At 72.9% G+C, this 19114-nt stretch carries 21 protein-coding genes; 8 read left to right on the top strand and 13 right to left on the bottom strand.

Translation table 11 applies throughout. From position 1 onward, the window contains the following. Positions 1-17: 17 nt before the first annotated feature. The 5 genes from CHF15_RS22235 to CHF15_RS22215 all read right to left on the bottom strand — a co-directional run bounded on the left by CHF15_RS22235 (position 18) and on the right by CHF15_RS22215 (position 4886). A complete protein-coding gene (locus tag CHF15_RS22235) occupies positions 18-1418 on the bottom strand; it encodes a CoA transferase (protein ID WP_089225603.1) in 1401 nt (466 codons plus the stop codon). 30 nt (positions 1419-1448) lie between these two features. After that, a complete protein-coding gene (locus tag CHF15_RS22230; RefSeq protein ID WP_089225602.1) occupies positions 1449-2327 on the bottom strand; it encodes an acyl-CoA thioesterase in 879 nt (292 codons plus the stop codon). Between the two features lie 256 nt (positions 2328-2583). Further along, positions 2584-2997 (bottom strand): hypothetical protein, encoded by a 414-nt coding sequence (locus CHF15_RS22225; protein WP_245938961.1) that lies wholly within the window; start codon positions 2995-2997, stop codon positions 2584-2586. A gap of 176 nt (positions 2998-3173) precedes the next feature. Further along, the gene (locus CHF15_RS22220) at positions 3174-4364 is read right to left on the bottom strand and encodes a hypothetical protein (RefSeq protein ID WP_143681610.1); all 1191 of its coding nucleotides are present in this window, start codon (positions 4362-4364) and stop codon (positions 3174-3176) included. 9 nt (positions 4365-4373) lie between these two features. Continuing rightward, positions 4374-4886 (bottom strand): 4-hydroxylaminobenzoate lyase, encoded by a 513-nt coding sequence (locus CHF15_RS22215; protein WP_089225599.1) that lies wholly within the window; start codon positions 4884-4886, stop codon positions 4374-4376. 219 nt (positions 4887-5105) lie between these two features. Here CHF15_RS22215 and CHF15_RS22210 point away from each other — a divergent pair, with 219 nt between their 5' ends. Then, the gene (locus CHF15_RS22210; protein WP_245938960.1) at positions 5106-6314 is read left to right on the top strand and encodes a PP2C family protein-serine/threonine phosphatase; all 1209 of its coding nucleotides are present in this window, start codon (positions 5106-5108) and stop codon (positions 6312-6314) included. A gap of 22 nt (positions 6315-6336) precedes the next feature. Here the strand turns inward: CHF15_RS22210 and CHF15_RS22205 are convergent, their stop codons facing one another. Further along, the gene (locus tag CHF15_RS22205) at positions 6337-7038 is read right to left on the bottom strand and encodes a nitroreductase family protein (RefSeq protein ID WP_089225598.1); all 702 of its coding nucleotides are present in this window, start codon (positions 7036-7038) and stop codon (positions 6337-6339) included. Between the two features lie 91 nt (positions 7039-7129). Then, positions 7130-7798 (bottom strand): TetR/AcrR family transcriptional regulator, encoded by a 669-nt coding sequence (locus tag CHF15_RS22200; RefSeq protein ID WP_089225597.1) that lies wholly within the window; start codon positions 7796-7798, stop codon positions 7130-7132. 292 nt (positions 7799-8090) lie between these two features. Between CHF15_RS22200 and CHF15_RS22195 the strand changes: the two genes are divergently transcribed. Next, the gene (locus CHF15_RS22195; RefSeq protein ID WP_089225596.1) at positions 8091-8969 is read left to right on the top strand and encodes an alpha/beta fold hydrolase; all 879 of its coding nucleotides are present in this window, start codon (positions 8091-8093) and stop codon (positions 8967-8969) included. 20 nt (positions 8970-8989) lie between these two features. Here CHF15_RS22195 and CHF15_RS22190 read toward each other — a convergent pair whose 3' ends face one another. Together CHF15_RS22190 and CHF15_RS22185 are read right to left on the bottom strand one after the other, a co-directional pair. Then, the gene (locus tag CHF15_RS22190) at positions 8990-11191 is read right to left on the bottom strand and encodes an FUSC family protein (protein ID WP_322975693.1); all 2202 of its coding nucleotides are present in this window, start codon (positions 11189-11191) and stop codon (positions 8990-8992) included. Between the two features lie 82 nt (positions 11192-11273). After that, the gene (locus CHF15_RS22185; protein WP_089225594.1) at positions 11274-11903 is read right to left on the bottom strand and encodes a cysteine hydrolase family protein; all 630 of its coding nucleotides are present in this window, start codon (positions 11901-11903) and stop codon (positions 11274-11276) included. 343 nt (positions 11904-12246) lie between these two features. Between CHF15_RS22185 and CHF15_RS22180 the strand changes: the two genes are divergently transcribed. From CHF15_RS22180 to CHF15_RS46700, 3 genes are all read left to right on the top strand, one after another. Next, positions 12247-12486 carry a hypothetical protein gene (locus CHF15_RS22180; RefSeq protein WP_143681609.1) on the top strand — a complete coding sequence of 80 codons (240 nt, stop codon included), beginning with the start codon at positions 12247-12249 and terminating at the stop codon, positions 12484-12486. A gap of 9 nt (positions 12487-12495) precedes the next feature. After that, positions 12496-12744, top strand: a complete 249-nt coding sequence (locus CHF15_RS22175) for a hypothetical protein (RefSeq protein ID WP_089225592.1) — start codon at positions 12496-12498, stop codon at positions 12742-12744. A 79-nt stretch (positions 12745-12823) separates the two neighbouring features. Continuing rightward, positions 12824-13261: a TetR/AcrR family transcriptional regulator gene (locus CHF15_RS46700; RefSeq protein WP_089225591.1), complete on the top strand. Its 438-nt coding sequence runs from the start codon at positions 12824-12826 to the stop codon at positions 13259-13261. Between the two features lie 399 nt (positions 13262-13660). Here the strand turns inward: CHF15_RS46700 and CHF15_RS22160 are convergent, their stop codons facing one another. Continuing rightward, a complete protein-coding gene (locus CHF15_RS22160; protein WP_265737401.1) occupies positions 13661-14938 on the bottom strand; it encodes an FAD-dependent oxidoreductase in 1278 nt (425 codons plus the stop codon). Positions 14939-14999: 61 nt separating this feature from the next. Between CHF15_RS22160 and CHF15_RS22155 the strand changes: the two genes are divergently transcribed. Continuing rightward, positions 15000-16223 (top strand): cytochrome P450 family protein, encoded by a 1224-nt coding sequence (locus CHF15_RS22155; RefSeq protein ID WP_089225589.1) that lies wholly within the window; start codon positions 15000-15002, stop codon positions 16221-16223. A gap of 87 nt (positions 16224-16310) precedes the next feature. On the opposite strand, the gene CHF15_RS22150 is transcribed toward CHF15_RS22155, so the two are convergent. From CHF15_RS22150 to CHF15_RS22140, 3 genes are all read right to left on the bottom strand, one after another. Beyond that, positions 16311-16796 (bottom strand): SPW repeat protein, encoded by a 486-nt coding sequence (locus CHF15_RS22150; RefSeq protein ID WP_089225588.1) that lies wholly within the window; start codon positions 16794-16796, stop codon positions 16311-16313. 198 nt (positions 16797-16994) lie between these two features. Continuing rightward, on the bottom strand, positions 16995-17384 hold the full coding sequence (locus tag CHF15_RS22145) for a hypothetical protein (RefSeq protein ID WP_089225587.1): 390 nt from the start codon (positions 17382-17384) through the stop codon (positions 16995-16997). Then, a complete protein-coding gene (locus CHF15_RS22140; RefSeq protein ID WP_089225586.1) occupies positions 17381-17665 on the bottom strand; it encodes a ribbon-helix-helix domain-containing protein in 285 nt (94 codons plus the stop codon). Before CHF15_RS22140 ends, CHF15_RS22145 begins: the two co-directional genes overlap by 4 nt. A 127-nt stretch (positions 17666-17792) precedes the next feature. On the opposite strand from CHF15_RS22140, the gene CHF15_RS22135 reads away from it, so the two are divergent. Both CHF15_RS22135 and CHF15_RS22130 read left to right on the top strand, forming a co-directional pair. Further along, complete coding sequence (locus tag CHF15_RS22135) at positions 17793-18458, top strand: maltokinase N-terminal cap-like domain-containing protein (RefSeq protein WP_089225585.1); 666 nt, start codon at positions 17793-17795, stop codon at positions 18456-18458. 285 nt (positions 18459-18743) lie between these two features. Continuing rightward, positions 18744-19031, top strand: a complete 288-nt coding sequence (locus tag CHF15_RS22130) for a hypothetical protein (protein WP_089225584.1) — start codon at positions 18744-18746, stop codon at positions 19029-19031. Positions 19032-19114: the final 83 nt, after the last annotated feature.

The following is a 19114-nucleotide window of genomic DNA, read 5'->3' as shown; positions in this document are numbered from 1 at the left end:
ACATCGGCCGGGGCATCCTAACGGCGTTCCTCAAGCGGCCCGGACCACACTGCGGGGTCCGTGCCCCAGCGTCCCGGTGGGCGGCTCCAGTCCTGCGGGGCACCGCGGTAGCCCAGCGGCGGCCGGGCGTGGACGAGGCGTCCGTACGCGGAGTCGGCGACGGTGAGCAGGCGGGCGGGGCCGTGGTCCTCGCCGGAGCCGGTGCCGGTGTCCCCGTCGCCCGGGCCGATGCCGTCGGTCAGCCAGGAGGCGGTGGCCGTCAGCGACAGCCGCAGCAGCCTTCCGCCGCCGTGGGGGCGGGCGTCGGTCAGGGCGCGCAGGACCGCCGCGGCCAGCAGATAGCCGGTGCCGTGGTCGAGGGCCTGGGCGGGCAGGACGCCCGGCTGGCCCTCCGGTCCGGCCTCGACCGAGGCGATGCCGCAGCGTGCCTGCACCAGGCTGTCGAATCCGCGCCGCCCCGCCCAGGGTCCCGACCGCTCCCAGGCGCGGAGCTGGGCGACGACCAGTCCGGGCCGCCGCTCGCGCAGCGCCTCCGGCGCCAGGCCGAAGCGGTCCAGCGCGCCGGGACGGTAGCCGGTCACGACCACGTCGGCGGAGGCGAGGAGTTCCTCGAGGACCGCACGGTCGGGACCCCGGAGGTCGAGCCGCGCCGACCGCTTCCCGAATCCGGTGTCGGCGTGGGCCCACTCGTCCTCCGGCAGACGGGGACCGTCCACCCGCAGTACGTCCGCGCCGAGCAGGGCCAGGGTGCGCGTGGCGACCGGTCCGGCGATGACCCGCGTCAGGTCGAGCACGCGGACGCCTGCCGCAGGCAGCCCGGCGGGCGGCAGCGGACGCGCCAGGGCGTCGTCCGTACGCTCGGTCTCCACGAGGGGCTGCGCGCCCGGGCCGGAGTCCCGTACGGCGACGGCCAGTCCGCCCGCCGCGTAGACGGTCTCCTCGACCTCCAAGGCCTTGCGCCCGCCCAGTTCGTGCGCCAGCCGCCGGGACACGGCGTCCGCGTCACCGGCGTCTCCGCCGTCGGGAATGCCGAGGACGGCCGTCAACCGGGCGCGGTGGTGCGGGTAGTTGGCGTGGGTGCGCACCCACCCGTCGGCGGTGCGCCAGAAGCCGGACAGCGGGGCGAAGGAGCTGCCCGCCCGGCCGTCGATCCGCAGGTGCCGCTCGCTGGTGAACGCGGTGGCCACGGCTCCCTCGTCCACCAGTACCGGGGGCGGCGGCCCGCCGGAGCGCAGCGCGAGCAGCTCGGCGGCGGCCAGCGAGCAGACCCCGACCGTGGCCCGGGCCATCCGGCGTACCGGCAGCCGTGCCGGCAGTACACCGGCGACCTCCCGGTAGGTCACGTGTTCCACGTGCTCCGGGGCACCGCCGAGGGCCGACCAGGCGTCGGCGGTCGGACCGTCGATAGGATGTGACATACCGTCATTCCTTGCCGGGCGAAGGGAAGTTCAGCGGGCGGGCCGCCGCCGGTACAGCCCCTCCTGCACGACGGAGGCGACCAGGCGGCCGTCCCTGGTGAAAAACTGGCCGCGGGCCAGACCGCGGGACGACGCGTACGTCGGGCTCTCCATGGCGAACAGCAGCCACTCGTCGGCGCGGAACGGCCGGTGGAACCACACGGCGTGGTCCAGCGAGGCGGCCTGCCGCTGTCCCGGGTGGTCGGCGTAGGGCAGGCCGGCCGTCGCGAGCAGCCGGATGTCGGAGATGTACGTCAGTGCGCAGGCGTGCAGCAACGGCCCCCCGGGCAGGGCGTCCCGGGTGCGGACCCACAGTTGCTGGCGCGGCCCCTGCCCGATGCTGGGCAGCCCTTTGACGGGGTCGCCCACGCAGCGGGACTCCAGGACGGCCTCGAAGACCGACACGGCCCGGCCCGGTCGCCCGGCCTCCCACAGTTCGGGCAGCCCCTCGGGGCCGGGTGCCTCGGGCGCGTCCGCCTGGTGCTCCTCCCCGTCCTCCGGGCGGTGGAAGGACGCGGAGAGGCTGAAGATGGCCTCGCCGTCCTGGATCGCGACCACGCGTCGGGTGGCGAAGGAGCGTCCGTCCCGGGTCCGGTCGACCTCGTAGACGATGGGCCGGTCGGTGCGGCCCGGGCGGATGAAGTAGCCGTGCAGCGAGTGGACGAGCAGGTCCGGGGCGGGCGGTTCCACGGCGGGCAGCGTCGAGCCCGCCGCGATGAGCGACTGCGCCGCGACCTGGCCGCCGAACGCCCGCAGCGGCATCCCGGCATGGCAGAAGCCGCGGTAGAGGTTCTCCTCCAGCCGCTCCAGGGTCAGCAGTTCCTTGAACGACGTCGCTGCCTCGGCGGGATCCGGGACGTTCCGCTGCATGGGTTCACCGCCAGAGTGCGTACGGCGGGCGCTCACCGCTCGCCCACTTGAGTGCGTGACGCACATGGTAGGGCCGCCGACCTGCGCAGACCCGGCGGGGGCGGGTGCCGCGGGTCACGGCATGCCGGAGCCGGGCGGCGAGAGCCGGCCCGTGCTGACGGTGCGCCCGCGGCGAAGCCGCGCGGGAGGCGGCTTCGCCGCCGTCATCGATCGGGCCGCGGCTGTCGGAGACCGAGTGCCATCCGGGGACGGACACTCAGGGCTTCGGGAACGGCGGCACCTCGTCCATCAACAGCAGCAGCTCGCGGGCAGGCGCTGCCTCCTCCGGGTGCGGGGATGCGGCGAGCCTCTCGATGACAGGCCGGCCGGCGTGCACGGCTGCTCGAGCGGCTGCCTCCCAGCCGGGTTGCTCCTGGTAGTTCGCCTCGTACCCGTCGTTCCTCGCCGCCACGGCAGCGGAGTGCCATTGGTCGGTTCGGCAGATGCGCTGCAGCAGGGCCAGCACGTCGGCCTTGCAGGACGTGTGCGGGGCGCCGGCCAGTTCGAGGAGGAACGGAACCGCCGGGGCCGTGGCCTCGCCGACGACGAACCCCAGCTCACAGATCAGATCGCCCAGATCGTCGACGGCGAGACGGGCGGTCTCCTCATCGGCATATGCGATCCGCGACAACAGAGCGGGAATGCCCCCGGCCCGGTCCCTCCGTGCGTCACACAGCTCCCCCCAACGGATCCCCGAGACACCCTTCAGAAGAACTCCCATGTGCCGCTCCCTCCCTGCGCCCTGATCGCGTGGATACCACCCGGGTAGCGCCTCTGTGGGCCCCGGCGCCGGCACAAACCCGCCGGTCACCGGCGGTGCGCGGACCAGCGGTTGAGGGTGGTGCCGTCGGCGGCCAGAGTCAGCCAGGTGCCGTCGCCGAGCGCGACGGCATAGCCGCCCCGGACGGGGTCCCGGTCCCCGTCCGGGTAGGCGATCGGGCCGAGCGGGCGCAGCGTGAGCGCGTCCAGCAGCCAGTGCCGGGACGCCTCCCGGTGATGGTGGGCATCGTAGGCGTCGGCGATCACGGTGTGCCCGTCGACGAAGCCCGCGACGAAGTCCCAGGCCGGTTCGGTCCCGTCGGCGTCGTCTTCGGCGTCGTCTTCGCCGCCCGCGAGGTCCGCGGCGTCCCGCTCCATCAGGACGCGGCCGTCCGGGAAGCGGTGCAGCACGAGCGGGTCGAAGCCGTGCGGGGTGCTCAGGAACGCCCGTCCCCCGGGATGGACGGCGACCGGGATCCGGAACCCGTCGCCGATCTCCTGGACGGTGAGCGCCGATCCGTCCCAGTGACCGACGTAGGCGGGCGAGCCGTCCTGGCCCTGACCGGTGCCGAGGATCATCCGGCTGCCGTCATCGGGGTGCGGAAGGTGGTGCGAGCCCTGGGAGCCGCCCTCGATCCGGGCGACGCCGAGGACGGTGCCGTCGGCGGCGTCCAGGACGAGCCACTGCTCGTACGAGTCGGTGTCCGGGTCCCCGTGGTCGATGTCCGGCAGGACATGCGCCCAGACGAGCCCGCCGTCCGCGCCGACCTGTACGGATCCCTGGGCGAGGCCGCGGCACGGCTCGGCGCCGCCGTGACGGTGGGGCCCGTCGCCCCAGCAGCCGTGCCGGTACTCCCAGCGGGTACGGCCGTCGGGTTCCAGTGCGAGCACCGAACGCTGTCCGGAGAGGACGACGAGGCCACCGTCGGCGCTTGCCGCGCTGGCGCTGTTCCGCCACCCGGGCCAGGGGTTCGCGACGCCGGCGAGCACCGCCGGCCGGCCGGCGAACGCGGCGTCCAGGTCGACCAGTGCGAAGGTGTCGTCGCCCTGGTGCAGCAGCGCGTGGTGCGCGCCGCCGGGATGCCGCAGCAGCGCGTGGCCCGCCGTCACGGATCCGGCGCCGGGCAGGCGGGCCGTGCCGGCCGGGCGCGCGCGGATGGGCGCCGGATCAGCGGGCGCGGCCTGCCGCGGCACCGCCTCGGCGGTGGCGTGACGTCGTCGGAGTTCCCCGGAATCCACGCCCGCACCCTAGTCCACGCGCGGCGCGGTGACGTCGTACGAGATGCGCCCGGCGGGCAGGTAGAACAGGGCGATGAGGGCGCCGCCGCGGACCTCGGGGTAGTGGTGGCTGCCGGGGGCCGGGGCGGTCCAGCCGGGGCCCTGCCAGCCGCTCGGACCGGCCAGCTGCGCTTCCCGGTCGACGGGGGCCACGAGGTTGATCTCGCCGTAGGGGTGCGCGTGGTACTGGCCCCGGAAGCGGGCCTGGCTGTCCATGTACACCGCGGTGATGCTGAAGTACCGCGTCTCCGCCGAGGGCGGTGCGATGAGGCTGCGCCGGTAGTTCGGGCCGTCGACCTCGATGTTCGCGGCCCAGCCCTCCTCGACGCCGCGCTTGATGAGGCGCGCGAGGTGCCTGTACAGCTCGCTGTGCGGGCCGTGGGTGCCGTTCAGCCAGTCCTCCAGCTCCTTGCCCGCGGTCCGGTTCTTGACCTCGTCCAGGAACGCGATGCTGCGCTCGATGAGCTCTCGCCTGTGATCCATCGTCCGTCCTCCACAGAGCCCGGGGCGGCCCTCGCACCCCGTCGGAGCCAGCGTGACATCGCGTTCCATTACAGTCAATGCCTGTAATGGAACACACTCCGCGACCGGACGGAATCCCTGAACGATGCATTAACGTTACAGTCCATAGATGTAATGAAATGTCCACCTTGACTCGCATCCCCGTCGCGGGTTGGAGGGCCAGGCGAGGAGGTCAGGCCGGTGCACAAGTTCATCCGGCGTTCGGGAAGGCACGCATCCGTCCCGGTCGCCGCGGGCACACCTCACGGCCGCCTCGCCTGGGGCCGCACGGCACCCGGCAGACGGCAGCGGTCGAGGCAATGGCGGGCGTTGCGCCTGTCCGAGGTGGGCGCTCCCGTCGCGCTCGTGCTGATCATCACGGGGATCGCTCTCGTCGCGCCCACCGACGTGCATCTGGCGTCCCTGCTCATCGCCGCGCCCGCCCTGACGGCGGCGGTCTCGACGGCCCGCGCCACCTCCGGGGTGGCCGTGCTGTCGCTGGCCGGCGCGGTGGTCTGCGACGTCCACGACGGGCTGCTCCGCTCCTCCATCCTGCCCACGCACATCGCCGCCCTGCTGGTGGTCTCCGCCTTCCTCTTCGCCTTCTGCAGCGGCCGTGACCGCAACCGCCGCGAGGCGAGCCAGTTGCGGGCGATCTCCGAGGCGGCGCAGCAGGTCGTCCTGCGGCCCCTCCCCCGCCGAATCGAGGACCTTCGGGTCGCCTCGGTGTACCGGGCGGCCGAGACGATGGCCGAGGTCGGGGGCGACCTGTACGCCGCAGCGCGGACGCCGTACGGCACCCGGCTCCTGATCGGCGACGTCAAGGGCAAGGGCCTGGAGGCGCTGGACGACACGGCGGCGCTGCTGGGCGCCTTCCGCGAGGCGGTGCACCAGCACCGCACTCTGCCCGGTCTGGCCGCGGCACTCGAGGGCAGCGTGCGCCGCCACGTGGCCGAGGCGTCCGAGGCCGACGCCGACGCGCCGGAGCGGTTCATCACCGCGCTGCTGGTGGAGTTCCCGCCCGGCGCGGGCCTTGTGCGGACGGTCAGTTGCGGGCACCCGCCGCCGCTGCTGCTGCGGGACGGCCGCATCACCGCGCTCGCGGGCCCGGTGGCGGCGCCGGCGCCGCCGCTCGGGCTCGCCGGCCTCGACCCCGCCGCGTACCGGGAGGACTGCTTCCCGTTCGCCCCGCGTGATCTGCTGCTGCTCTACACCGACGGCCTCACCGAGGCCCGGGACCGCTCGGGCGCCTTCTACTCCGTGGCCGACCGCGGTATCCCCCGGAACGCGGCGGCGTGCGACCCGGAGTCCCTGCTCGAGGAGGTCTTGGCGGACTTGCTCCGCCACACGGGCGGGCGGCTCAACGACGACGTGGCGCTGGTGGCCGTGCAGTGCCCTCCGGCCGCCTGACGCACGCCGGCACCGGCCCCGCTCAGGACGCCGGGCGGTCGAGTTCGATGCGCGCGCCGTCCGCGTCCGGCGGCCAGAGGGGCTCGGGCACCCGCGCGCCGAACGACTCGCCCCACTGGTTGCGCGACGAGACCTCGTGGACCGGACGCCGGTTGGCCGCGACCCCCCAGCGACCCAGCGGGTAACCGAAGGCCAGCATGGCGATCATCCGCCAGCCGTCCGCGGTGGGCACGCCCAGCAGGTCGCAGACGGTGCAGGCCTCGTAGCGCAGCACCGTGGTCAGCACGCCGCCGATGCCCTCGGCGCGCGCGGCCAGCAGCGAACTCCAGATGGCCGGATAGATGTTCGCGCCACCGTGGTCGTCCACCGCGAAGACGAAGACCAGCAGGGGGATCTCGGTGAAGTGCTCGACGAAGCGGTCCCCGGACTTCTTGATGCGCGCCAGCGACTCCGCGCGCCGCACGGCGTCTTCATGCGGTGCCGCACCGAGCCGGCCGGCCGCGATGTCCGCGTACTCCTGCTGCCTACAGGACGCGTAGAGCTCGGCGAGCCGGGCCTTGAGCGCGAGGTCGTCGACGGCGAGGAAGTGCCAGCGCTGGGCGTTGCCGCCGTTGGGCGCGCGGATCGCGGCGTCCAGGATTCGGCACTGGCTCTCCATCGGGATGGGATCCGGCTTCATGCGGCGCATGATCCGGGTCGTGTAGAGCGCCTCGTGAACGTCCACCGGTCGGCTCCCAGGGCGTGGGCGACAGTTACGTTACAAATACCGACTGTAACATGCATCCCTGTCGCCCGCCCCGCGCCCCGGAGCCCGATCAGCCGGAACCGGAGGGATGCGCCGCGATGGCGGGCCAGAGGGTGCCGACCACCCGGTCCGCGACGTCCGCACCGGAACCACCGGTGCGGAGGTAGTCGGCGAAGTAACTGCCGAAGCAGAGCGTCACGACGGTGTCGAGGTCGATGTCCTCGCGGAGCTCGCCGCGTTCGCGGAGCCGCAGCAGCGTCTGCGTCAACTCGTGGCACCGGGGCCCCACACCGTGCTCCCGCAACTGCTCCAGCAGGCCGGGGGCGCGTTCGGCCTCCGCCATGAAGTTGCCGTGCAGGGCCATCGCCCCCTTGTTGTGGTAGCGCGGGTCAAGGCGGCGCACGGCCTCCCGGAACGCCTCGACCGCCGGCAGCGCGTCCATGTCGACGTCCGGGTACGCCTCGCGCTGGGCGCGGAAGCCGTACTGGAGGGCGTCGACGACCAGGTCGTACTTGTTGGCCCAACGCCGGTACAGCGTGGGCCGGGTGACGCCGGCGTCGGCGACGATGTCTCCGATGGTCATCTGCGAGTACCCGTCGGCGACCAGGCGCTTGCGCGTCGCCCGGATGATCGCCGCCTCGATCGCCGGGTCCCGGGGCCGGCCACCAGCCCTCGGCCCGGCGCCGCGGCCGGTCTCTTCGCCATCCCCGGCGCTTCCGGCGCGTTCCTCGCCACTCATCCGCGATCCCCTCTGTGCCCGAAAAGGCCCCATGCCAACGATTGCGGGCGTTACATTACATAAGTGTAATGTAACGGCCCCTCGCTTCACGGTCCCGGGGCCTCGCACGGGGGCGCGGCCCCGGGACGCCAAGGGCAGCATGTGAGTCGCCGGCCGCTCCCGGACTGACGGTCCGTCCGCGACCGCGCGCCCACGGGCGCTCCCGCGCCGGGGGTGCCGAGCCGGGGCGGCGCGGCTATCGTACCGACTGGACGGTATGAGCCGATCCCCCGCGAGCCCCAAGGAGCCCCGCATGCCGCGCGCGAAGTCCAACGGAATAGAGCTCGAGTACGACACCTTCGGCAGCCCCGGCGATCCGGCGCTGCTGCTCGTCATGGGCCTCGGTGCACAAATGACGCTTTGGCGGCCGGAGTTCTGTTCCGCGCTCGCGGACCGCGGATTCTTCGTCGTCCGCTACGACAACCGCGACGCGGGTCTGTCGAGCGGTCTCGACGAGCACCCCGTCCCGGACATCGGCTCCGTGCTGTCGGGCGACCCCTCCGGCGTCCCCTACTTGCTGGCCGACATGGCCGACGACGCCGCGGGCCTGCTGGACGCGCTGGACATCCCGGCGGCGCACGTCGTCGGCGCGTCGATGGGCGGCATGATCGCCCAGCAACTGGTGATCGACCACCCCGGCCGGGTGCTGTCGCTGTGCTCGATCATGTCCACCACCGGCGACCGGTCGGTCGGCCGCGCCTCGGCGGAGGCCATCGCGGCGATGCCCGGCTCCAACGGCGTCCCCCTGACGCGCGAGGCCGTCATCGACGAGGCGGTGCGCCGCGCCGCGGTGATCGGCTCCCCCGGCTACCCGCCGGCTCCCCAGGAACTGCGCGAGCGGGTGGCCGCCGCCCACGACCGGGCGTACCGGCCGGAGGGCTACGTACGCCAGTACGCCGCGATCCTCGCCTCGCCGGACCGCACACCGGGCCTGCGGTCGGTGGCGGTGCCGACGGTGGTCGTGCACGGCGAGCAGGACCCCCTGATCGACCACAGCGGCGGCCGGGCGACGGCAGCCGCGGTCCCAGGCAGCGAGTTGTTGCTGATCCCGGGCATGGGGCACGACCTGCCGGAGCAGGTGTGGCCGGCGGTCGTGGACGCGATCGCCCGCAACGCCGCCAGGGTCGCCTGAGCCGCCCGCCGGTGCCTGCGTCACGAGTGGTCGCGGACGGGCAGCCCAAGGGTTCGAGCGAGTCCCTGGATGCTCTCGTCCACGCGTTGCAGGTGCCGCAGCACGCGTCGCGTCAAGTGGACGTCCTCGGCACGCGCGCCGCCGGAACTCACTCCGAGCAGGGCGGGAAGGCCCGAACCGCGTTCGAGCGGGGTGTCGTCCTCGCCGCCGGCAGCCACCTGATCGATCAAGGTCGCGAGATTGCGATCGATCCGGCCGGCTTCGTCCACGAGGCACGGATCGGCGCCGATGCGGACACCGGCCGGCATCAGGTCCAGGGTGGCCGCCAGGCTGCGGGTGTGGAAGGCCGCGGTCTCCAGCGACCCCAGCACGCAGAGCGCGGTGCGCCGCCTGGACCGCAGTGGACTGATCGGGGTGATCAGCGGTTGCACCGACAGACGCAGGCTGTCCAGGGCCGAATCCAGCGCGCGGGCCGGATCGAGCAGATCCGGGCCGGGCTCGCCGCCTATCCGCGCCAGCGCTTGGGAAAGCACCGCGCGCAGCCGCTCCAGCACGTCGCGCAGCAACTGGTCCGTGCGTTCCCGGGTCCGCACCGGCAGCACGAGCAGAGCGGCGGCCAGGCCGCATGCGATCCCGAGCGCGGTCTCCTCGATCCGCACCACCAGCACGCCCGGGGTGAGGGCGTGCAGCAGCGTGTACAGCATGCCGAGCATCGTGGTGACGAAGAAGGACATCAACGTGTAGGACACCGCGGTCGTGTAGTACATGCCGAACACGCTGAAAATCGCGAAGGCGAAGGCCGGCCGGGGGTCGCCGCCGATCAGGACGGCGAGGGCGAGCCCGGCGACGACACCCACCACCGTGCCGATCAGCCGCCGATATCCTCTGACCAGGACCTCGCCGGTGGAGGCGGTGCTGATGAACACCACCCAGCACGTGAACACCGCCCAGTACCAGCGTTGCGGCGACAGCAGTTCACCGCCGACGACGGCCAGCGCCGATCCGGTCGCGACCTGCAGCGCGATCCTGGTGGTGGGGCGGATGCGGGGGCCCTCCCGCTTCGATACGACGTCCTCCGCCAGGCCGGAGTCCTCTGCCGTGAGCTCCTCCCGCGACCGTGCCGTCTCGGGGGTGTCCAGGGATGCCAGAGTGTCTTCGTCCAAGGCCAGGCGCAGGCCGAACAGGGCGCGGGCCAACTCCCCGGCGGAGCGGAAGACGTCCCCCATCGCCGGGGACGCGTCGGGCAGGTGCTCGTCGTTGCGATAGCCGAGCAGCCGGTTGCGCACCTCGGCGGGATCGGCGCCCACCGGCCGCGGCCGACCCGGGTCGATCAGCACACGCAGCGCACGCAGCTCCGAGATCATCGCGGGCAGCGTGACCGCGTCGCGGGCGTCGACGGGGGATCCGGCGCGGCGGTTCCTCGTCAGGTGCCGGGTCAGGGTGTCGATGTCGTCTCCGGGCCACAGAACCCGGAGCACGAGGATGGCCAGCCGCTCCACGGCCGTCTCCGCTTCCGCCACGCGGCGCTGGATCGCGGTGGCGGTACGCTCGTCGGGCGTGCCGGTTCGCAGCCGGGCCTGGATCATCAATGCACCCGTGTGCAGGCGGGCCGTGTACCGGCGCAGACCGTCGACCGACCGCCTGGCCCGCGGCGCCTCCGGTCCGCCCTCGGCCACCTCGATCAGCGCGTCGAGCACCAGCACCAGACGAACGCGGAAGGCCCGCTGCAGCCGTGCCAGCGTCCGCTCCGGCGGCGAGCGCAGGACGGCGAAACGGAGCAGCGCCGAGCTGCCGAAGGCCACCACCACGGCCAGGAACAGCTGCGGCAGCTGCGCCACACGGGTCTCGGCGAACTGGGTCACGAAGAAGAGCTGGAAGGCGAAGATGCCCAGCGCGGTCGCGCGCGGGCCCAGCCGCCGGATGTAGATGGCGGCGAAGATCAACAGCACGAACACCACGTCCGCCACGACCCGGTACGGCGTCAGCGCACTGCCGACCGCCACGGTCGCCAGCGTGATGGGCAATCCGGCCGCAAGGGTGAGCACCTGGTCGCGCGGCCGGGGCTCGGTGACCGCTACCGTGCTGACCATCGCGGTGAGGGCGCCCGTCACCAGGATCGGTATCGGGGCATGCAGCGCCGCGAGGAGACCGAGCGTCAGCAGCACCGCGCAGACCGTGCTCAGTGCGGACAGCAGCCGGATCAGTCCGGGATCGGATGCCACGAGCCGATCCCCAACGTCCGCCAACGCCGTTCGGGCCCGGTGCATCCCGGCTGCTCTCCTCACCGGACGGATGGTGGAAGTGTCACGCGTCCAGGCTGTCGAGCGAGGCCAGGAAGTCGTCGACGCTGACCACTCTGTGCGAGATCATGTTCAGGCCGCGCATCATCGCCTGGTACGTGACCAGGCCGCCGGGAGCGGCGATCGCGTCGGTGAACGTCGTGACGTGGTAGGCGCGCTCCATCGCGGTGCGGGCCGTCGACTCCACCGCCATGATCCCGGAGACGCCGGCGATCGCCAGGTACTCGACGCTGCGCTGCCGCAAAAGGAACTCGAGGTCGGTGTGGTGGAGCACGTCGAGGCCCTTGTGCGGCGCGAGGATCACCTCGCCCGGCTGGGGAGCCAGATCCTCGTAGAACTCGGTGTTCCAGGTCCCCGCCTCGAACAGCCGGTGGTCGAACATCTCCCGGTGCATCCCGGAGACGTGCTTCCACGTCGAGTAGTCCTCGTCGGTGAAGGCAGTCTTCGAGTAGAAGACGGGGATTTCCTTGTGCCGTCGTACCCCAGCGATCAGCTGGCCCAGATTGTCGATCGTGCCCAGCCTTTCGTATTCCGAGGCGTAGATGGCGTAGGCCTTGCCGTCTTTCGAGAAGTTCTCATTGACGAGGTCGACGAGCAGCAACCCCACCCGGCCGCGTTCATAGTCGCTCGGCATGACCCACCTCCTACGCAGAGGTCACCGACAGTCGGATCCCGGACCACGGGCCCACGGTTTCCACGATGCGCCCGGACCGACCGCAGAGCGCGCCGAACAGCCGCCCGCCGGTCGCGTGTCTGCGACCTGCCAGCCCCTTGCCGGATCTCGCACACCAGTGCGAATATCGAGACGCCTTCGAAGGTGCAAAGTGCGTACGGGCCTATCGGCCGGTGTGCTGGCAGAGTGGCGCTCTCCCCGGATATTCTCCAGTCACGAATGGTGTTTCCACTCGGAGGACAGCATGAGCGCCCAGCCCGCGGACACCGGCCCTGCCCCCCAGGCCGAGCCCACCATTCGCAGTGTGCGCGCAGCCCTACCCGCAGAGCACCGCGCCGCCTTCATCGAGCACATCGACAACACCGCGCTCCACCTCATCGGCAAGGTCCTGGCCGACTGGGACGCCCGCGCCCGGGCCCTCGCCAGTCCCGCCATGATCGCCATGGCGCAGCGCATCGCAGACGAACGGGCCGGCCGGTCCAATCCTCCTGCCACGGCGTCCGATGCCGAGATTCGGGCCATCGCGCCCTCCCTACGGCCGTAGTCTGGCTCCGTGCCATACAAGATCGACCTCAGCACCGAGGTCGTCGCCGACTACCAGCGTCTCCAGCCATGGGCCCAACGTTCCCTCGAAGCGGCCCTCCTGGTGGCCTCTGACGACCCGCACCGGCTTCCGGCCGTCCCGCAGCAGTCCGAGCACGCCCGGATCCTGAGCTTCGCGGACGGCCGCGGGCTGTGCATGGTGGAGATCGACGACGACGCCAAGCGCCTCGCTGTCCGCCTCATCGAACCGCCCCGCTGAACCGCCGACGTTCAACAGCCCGAAGCACCGACCCCGCGGGATCGGCGCCCTGATCCGCGCCGTCGGGGTGGACCGCGTAATGGCGGAGGCCGATGTCGCGCGGGGCACCTTCTACCGGCATGTCGAGGGCAAGGACGACTTGGTGCGTGCCTACCTCGAGGCAGCGGATCGCGAGATCCGGGGGCGGGTCAGCGCGGCCGAGAAAGTCATCGTTTCGCCTGCCGACGTCCTTGCCACCGTGGCGCACGGCATCGGCGAGGAGGTCTGCGGCGCGGAGTTCCGGGGCTGTCCGTTCATCACGCCACGGCCGAGTGCCCGGACCGCGAGAGCCCTGTCCATCAGGCGGTGCTGCGACACCACGCCTGGTTCCGCTAGGCCGTGTCGTCAAATGAGCTCCCCCAGCTACCGCTGGGAGGTGCCCCCACCGCCCGGAGGGCGGGCCCCGTGGTTCCCCCAGCTTGCGCTGGGCGGTGCCCCCAGGTGCGGTGCATCGCAAGGCGGAGAGTCGTCCTCGTAGTGGGCTACTCGGACGATTCGACAACGTAGCGTGGGGGCACCTCCCAGCGGAGCTGGTGGAGTGCCGTGCCTGGGGGCACCTCCCAGCGGAGCTGGGGGAGTGCCGCGGGGTGTGGGCACCCCCGGCCGAAGGCTGGGCGAGGGCGTTTGACGACACGATCTAGGTGCTGCAGGGTGCCTTCCACCGGCTCGGGGGCGGCCGATCCATCGCAGTCGCTGACGCCATGGTGGCCATGCGGGACGGCGCGATGGTGGCCGGCTACCTCGGCGACGCCCGGGCCGCGCGTGCCGGCCTGGAGCACGGCGTCGCCGCGCTCATGGCCGCCGCCTGACGGTTTCCACCTGTCGCTGGAACGCGGCCGGCCCCCTCCCCCACGTGGCGGATTCCAGGACCGGGGGCCTACCGCAGGGACGCCGCGGGCGGGCGCTCGCGCAGGGCGCCGTAGGCGATGAAGTACGCGGGCACGCGCTTCAGCCAGGGCGTGGAGTTGAGCAGACCGGCGAGCCGCCCGGCGCGGTCGGCGTCGCCGAGGGGGGAGGTTCCGGCCAGCACAGGGGCGATGAAGCGGCGGTGGGCCACGCGCTGCAGTGCCTGCGTGGCGGCCGCGGTCGGCCACCGGCGGAGCTGCACGGCGCGGACGTCCCGCAGCCCGACGCTGTCGCGGCGCAGCGGCTCCACGAGATGGCGGGCGGTGGCGACGGCGTCCTCGACCGCGAGGTTGATGCCGATCCCGAACACGGGCGACATGGCGTGGGCGGCGTCGCCGATGCACAGCAGACCCGGGCGGTGCCAGCGCTCCAGCCGGTCGCAGCGTACGTCGAGGAGCTTGACCTCGTCCCAGGAGCGCACCGCGTGCACGCGGTCGCCCAGCCAGGGCACGGCGGCCGAGAACGCGGCGAGGAAGCGGTCGAGGCCCGCGGCCCGGCGGTCGGGGTCGCTGCCCTTGGGGATCAGCGCGGCGCACTGCCAGTACTCGCCGCGGTCGATCATCGCGGTGAGGAAGCGGTCGCCGACCCCGGCCACCAGCCCCTGCGGGTCGCCCGGGTGCCGCGGCACCCGGAACCACCACGCGTCCATCGGGCAGCCGAACTCGCGCAGGCCCAGTTCCGGCCGCGACCGCGCCAGGGAGCCCCGGCCGTCGCAGGCCACGGTCAGGGTGGCCCGCAGTTCGCCTTCGCGGCCGTCCGCGGTGCGGTAGCGCACACCCGTGATCCGGCCGCGTTCCTCGAGGAAGGAGGTCGCCTCGGTGCCCATGCGCAGCGTGAACGCCGGCTCGCGTCCCGCCTCCTCCGCCAGGAGGTCGAGCAGGTCCCACTGCGGCACCATCGCCACGTAGTTGTACGGGCCGCGCAGTGTGCCGACGTCCGAGACGGTGACCAGGGACCGCCCGGGGCCGATCGGCAACTGGACCGTGGTGATGCGGCGTTGCGGCAGCGCGGCGAAGCGCTCGGCCAGGCCGAGCTCGTCCAGCAGGGTGAGCGTCGAGGGGTGCACGGTGTCGCCGCGGAAGTCGCGCAGGAAGTCGCCGTGCTTCTCCAGGACGGTGACCTCCACCCCCGCCCTGGCCAGCAGCAGGGCGAGCACCATGCCCGCCGGGCCGCCGCCCACCACACAGCACGTGGTCCGCTCCGTCACCCCGCCCGCCTCCGCCATCCCCGACTCGACATAACCGGACATATTACCCTTGAACGGTGCACGTTGATGCCGTCATGAAGTGCCACGCACTCCCGGAGGCCTGATGAGCCAGCAGCCGGTCACCCTGCCCTTCACCGATCCGGCGTTCGTCGCCGATCCCTTCCCCCTCTACCGGGAGCTACGCCAGGAGGGCCCGGTCCGCCGCGCGGTCATCCAGGGCGAACTCGAGGCCTGGCTGGTCACCCGGTACGAGGACGGCCTGGCGGCCCTCACCGACCCGCGGCTGAGCAGCGACGTCCGCGACGCCGCGGACCCGCGGCTCATGGAGCGGCTGCCGACCACCGAGCGCGAGTCGATGATCCGCACGATGCTGCGCGCCGACCCGCCCGACCACACCCGGCTGCGCCGGCTGGTCTCCAAGGCGTTCACCGCCCGGCGCGTGGCCGAACTGGAGCCGCGGGTCCAGGCCATCGCGGACGAACTCCTCGACGCGATCGCCGCGGCGGGGCGCGCCGACCTCGTCGAGGACTTCGCGGTGCCGCTGCCGGTCACGGTCATCAGCGAACTGCTCGGCGTGCCCGTCTCCGACCGCTTCGACTTCCAGCGGTGGACCGACGACATGGTCCTCCAGGGGCCCCAGCCGCCGGATCCGGCCAAGATCGAGGCGGCCTGGCAGCAGATGCACGGCTACCTCACCGCGCTGCTGGACGCCAAGCGGGCGCACCCCGGGGACGACCTGCTCAGCGCCCTGATCGCCACCCACGACGACGAGCAGCGGCTGGACCGGCACGAACTGATCTCGATGGCCTTCCTGCTCCTGGTCGCCGGGTACATCACCACCGTCAACCTCATCGGGAACGGCATCGCCGCGCTGCTCACCCACCCCGAGCAGCTGCGCATGCTGCGCGAGGACCCGGAGCTGCTGCCCGGAGCGATCGAGGAGTTCCTGCGCTGGGACGGACCGGTCAACCCGGGCATCGCGCGTTTCGCCCGCGAGGACCTGACGATCGCGGGGGTGGCGATCCCGCGCGGGGCGACCGTGCTGGTCGCCTCAGCCATCGCCGACCGCGACCCGGCGCGGTTCGCCGACCCGGACCGCCTGGACGTCACACGGGCGGACAACGCCCATCTCGCCTTCGGCCACGGCATCCACTACTGCCTGGGCGCGCCGCTGGCCCGGCTGGAGGGCAGGATCGCCATCGGGACCGCCCTGCGCCGCCTGCCCGGCCTCGCGCTCGCCGTACCGGAGGAGGAGCTGCGCTGGCGGCCGCGCGTACTGCGCGGCCCGTCGCGGCTGCCCGTCACCTTCGGTTCCGCACAGGGATAGGACGGGCGCCGGGGTCCCCGGACACGCCAACCGCCGGGCGAGCGCGCAAGGGGCTCGCCCGGCGGAGCGGATTCCGGCGGGAGCCGGTCAGATGCGTGAGCCTCCTGTGGGGCCCCTCATGTCCGCGCCCCTCATGTCCGAGGACTTCCCGCGGCCGGTGCCCGGCCGCATCGAGGCCGCCGCAAGTGCGAGCAGCAGCGCGATGACGCCGACCACCACGTTGTTGACGATCGTGCGCGTCGTGCTGACGTTCCCCGCGATGCACCAGGGCGAGATGATCGTCCACAGCCCGATGATGGCCGCGGCCCACGCCATGGAGTGGGTGCGCTCGAAAGCCCTGCCCACGCCGCCCATGAGCATGGCGTACGCGATGCCGGCGATCAGGTTGCCGACGGCTATCGTCGACAGGCCGTTGAAGCCCACGATCCAGGGGGACGCCGCCAGGTAGGTGCCTGTCACCAGGCCCATCGCCTCGATCGCCTGGCCCCGGTTGGTGGCGGTCGTCCGTTCGTACTCCGCGCGCAGCGCCAGCAGGTCGGGGTGCTGCTCGATACTCGGTCGCGTAGAGGCCATCTAAACCATCCCCACTCATTTCGGACCTTTCACCCCACACTTACCCACGTGGCGGCGGCCGAGACCTGGAGATTCCCGCAGGAAGGTTCGAGGGGCCGTCCAAGGGGCCTCCACCCCTCTGTTCAGGCGCTTCGTCCCGCCGAACAGGGGGCGCACATCCGGCTCCCGGGCAGGGCGCCGCGGGGAACCGGGGCGGGGTCAGTCGATCTGCTCGGTGTCGATCCTGGCGTCCACGCGCTTGTAGGCGTCGGGCTGCTGGGTCAGGACCGGCAGGCCGGTGGAGAGCGCCAGATGGGCGGCATGGGCGGTGGCGATGTCCGTCGCGCGCTCGTGGGCGATCTGCGCGACGGACCAGCAGGTGGCCTCGCCGAGCGCCCGGAAGACGAAGCACGGTGCCGCCAGGGCGTCCTGGAGCCGTTCGTACACCTCGCCGAGGACCGACTCGGTCAGGCCCTGCGCGAAGGGGACCGCCGGGACGTACAGCGGAACCGCCGTCTGCGCCGAGCGGATGACCCGGGCGACCATGTACGGCCGCCCCAGGGCCAGGGCCCGGACGGCGGTGTGGTCGAGGATGTACCCGCCGCTCACGCCGCCTGACCCGGGTCGGCGGAAGGAGCGGTCTCGAAGCCGCGCCTCGCGTCGGCGGAGGCGACGGCCTCGAGGGCGGCCTCCCACTCGCCGGGGTGGTCCTGGCGGGCGCGGGCGGCCAGCCAGTCGACGGCGCGCAGGGCGCGTTCGGTGCGCTGGAGCCGTTCGGTGACGGCCGCCTCGATGAACGCGGACCGGTTGCCGCCGGGGCCGCCGGCCAGCTTGTCGACGGCGGCGACGGTGTCCTCGTCGAGGGTGATGGTGACCTTCTGTTTCGCCATACGGTCACCTTACCGATGTATGGCCTGGCAGGCGACGACTGTCACCCGGCCGGACGACCTCTTCGTGTCGGACCCGGATGGGACGATGTCCCCCGCACGCACGGACTCAGGGGAGGCTCCACCGGCCATGTCGCTCATCCACCGCACCACACTGACGCCGACCAAGCTGGAACTGCTCACCGACTGGCTCCCCCGGCAGCCCTGGTACGCGGGCTCGGGGCGGCGGCCGGAGCTCGTGAAGGCCGGCGGCTTCCGCCTGGACGACCCCCTGGGCGAGGTCGGGGTGGAGTTCATGGTGGTCACCGACCAGGACGGCGCCGCCTACCACGTGCCCATGGCCTACCGCGGCGCGCCGCGGGCCGACGCCGAGGACGCCCTGATCGGCACCACGGAGCACGGGGTGCTCGGCAGGCGCTGGATCTACGACGGCGCCCACGACCCGGTCGTGGTGGCCCAGTTGATCGCCCTGGTGCGCGGCGAGGCCGAGGCGCAGGCCCAGAGCGTCAGCGACACCCCCGACCCGACCGTCGCCCGCCACTACGCGGGACCGGCGGACGCCGCCGTGTCCGGCGCCGGATCCGTCACCGACGGCCCGGGGGCCACGACCGACGTCACCCTCGACGCCGGAGCGGCCGGCCGCCTGGTCCTCCGTGTGACGCGCGCGCTGCGGCCCGGTGCGGCCGACGGCGGGGCGGGTGACGTGCTGGGGCACGTCGAAGCCCCCTGGCGGCAGCCGGACGGCACCGGGGCCCGGGCCGTCCTCGCGAGCCTGCGGAAGGCCGCGGACGGCTGATCGGCGGGGCGGCAAATCGCCGAACGGCCCCGCGCGGAAGGCGAGTTCGGCGACCTGCCGGCATGAAGACCATGGGGGCCGCGGGAGCCGACTTCGGGGTGTTCACGGCGCTCGCCAACCCGCCGGCGTCGCCGTACACGACGCTCGGGGCGCCCCTCACGCGGAATGTCTGGGACGGTACCGCCAACGTCCTGAGCCTCCTGCTGGACGCGGGCTGGTCCCGGGCCGCCCTCGCGGCGGCCGCGGGCGTGCTCGCCGGGACGCCCGCCGGCGGCGTACTACGCGATGGACCACCTCTTTGTGGAAGCCGGCTCGGACGTCCTGATCTTCGGGCCGTTCCTCGGCATGACGGGCGCGGCCGTCCGGCGGCCCGGACTGCTCGGCCTCCTGGCCGCGTTGACGGTGCCGGTCGGTGCCGCCGTCCAGATGGTCGTCCTGCCGCCCCGGCCGCATGTCACGGTGGCCCCGGCGATCGCCGTCGCCGAGGCCGTCGTCCGGACGGCCTCGGCGGCCGGCGCGGCCTGGGCCCTCCACCGCTTCCTCGCCGAGAGGCGTGCCGTCAGGGCCCGATGACGACGGCGGTCGCTCGCCGCGCGGCGGGATGCGGCCGGGCGGAGACTGGGAGGAGCACACTCGTGCCGCCGTGATCGCCGACC

It is taken from the genome of Actinacidiphila glaucinigra (assembly GCF_900188405.1).
Taxonomy (GTDB): Bacteria; Actinomycetota; Actinomycetes; order Streptomycetales; family Streptomycetaceae; genus Actinacidiphila; species Actinacidiphila glaucinigra.
Note: the sequence above shows the minus strand (reverse complement) of the source record. Positions and strands in the feature narration are given on the sequence as shown.

Bases quoted from the DNA above. Each gene is read 5' to 3' on its own strand.
- CHF15_RS22235 (WP_089225603.1), bottom strand. From the start codon at position 1,418: ATGTCACATCCTATCGACGGTCCGACCGCCGACGCCTGGTCGGCCCTC.
- CHF15_RS22230 (WP_089225602.1), bottom strand. From the start codon at position 2,327: ATGCAGCGGAACGTCCCGGATCCCGCCGAGGCAGCGACGTCGTTCAAG.
- CHF15_RS22215 (WP_089225599.1), bottom strand. From the start codon at position 4,886: ATGGATCACAGGCGAGAGCTCATCGAGCGCAGCATCGCGTTCCTGGAC.
- CHF15_RS22200 (WP_089225597.1), bottom strand. From the start codon at position 7,798: ATGAGTGGCGAGGAACGCGCCGGAAGCGCCGGGGATGGCGAAGAGACC.
- CHF15_RS22195 (WP_089225596.1), top strand. From the start codon at position 8,091: ATGCCGCGCGCGAAGTCCAACGGAATAGAGCTCGAGTACGACACCTTC.
- CHF15_RS22185 (WP_089225594.1), bottom strand. From the start codon at position 11,903: ATGCCGAGCGACTATGAACGCGGCCGGGTGGGGTTGCTGCTCGTCGAC.
- CHF15_RS46700 (WP_089225591.1), top strand. From the start codon at position 12,824: ATGGCGGAGGCCGATGTCGCGCGGGGCACCTTCTACCGGCATGTCGAG.
- CHF15_RS22160 (WP_265737401.1), bottom strand. From the start codon at position 14,938: ATGTCCGGTTATGTCGAGTCGGGGATGGCGGAGGCGGGCGGGGTGACG.
- CHF15_RS22155 (WP_089225589.1), top strand. From the start codon at position 15,000: ATGAGCCAGCAGCCGGTCACCCTGCCCTTCACCGATCCGGCGTTCGTC.
- CHF15_RS22150 (WP_089225588.1), bottom strand. From the start codon at position 16,796: ATGGCCTCTACGCGACCGAGTATCGAGCAGCACCCCGACCTGCTGGCG.
- CHF15_RS22140 (WP_089225586.1), bottom strand. From the start codon at position 17,665: ATGGCGAAACAGAAGGTCACCATCACCCTCGACGAGGACACCGTCGCC.
- CHF15_RS22135 (WP_089225585.1), top strand. From the start codon at position 17,793: ATGTCGCTCATCCACCGCACCACACTGACGCCGACCAAGCTGGAACTG.
- CHF15_RS22130 (WP_089225584.1), top strand. From the start codon at position 18,744: ATGGACCACCTCTTTGTGGAAGCCGGCTCGGACGTCCTGATCTTCGGG.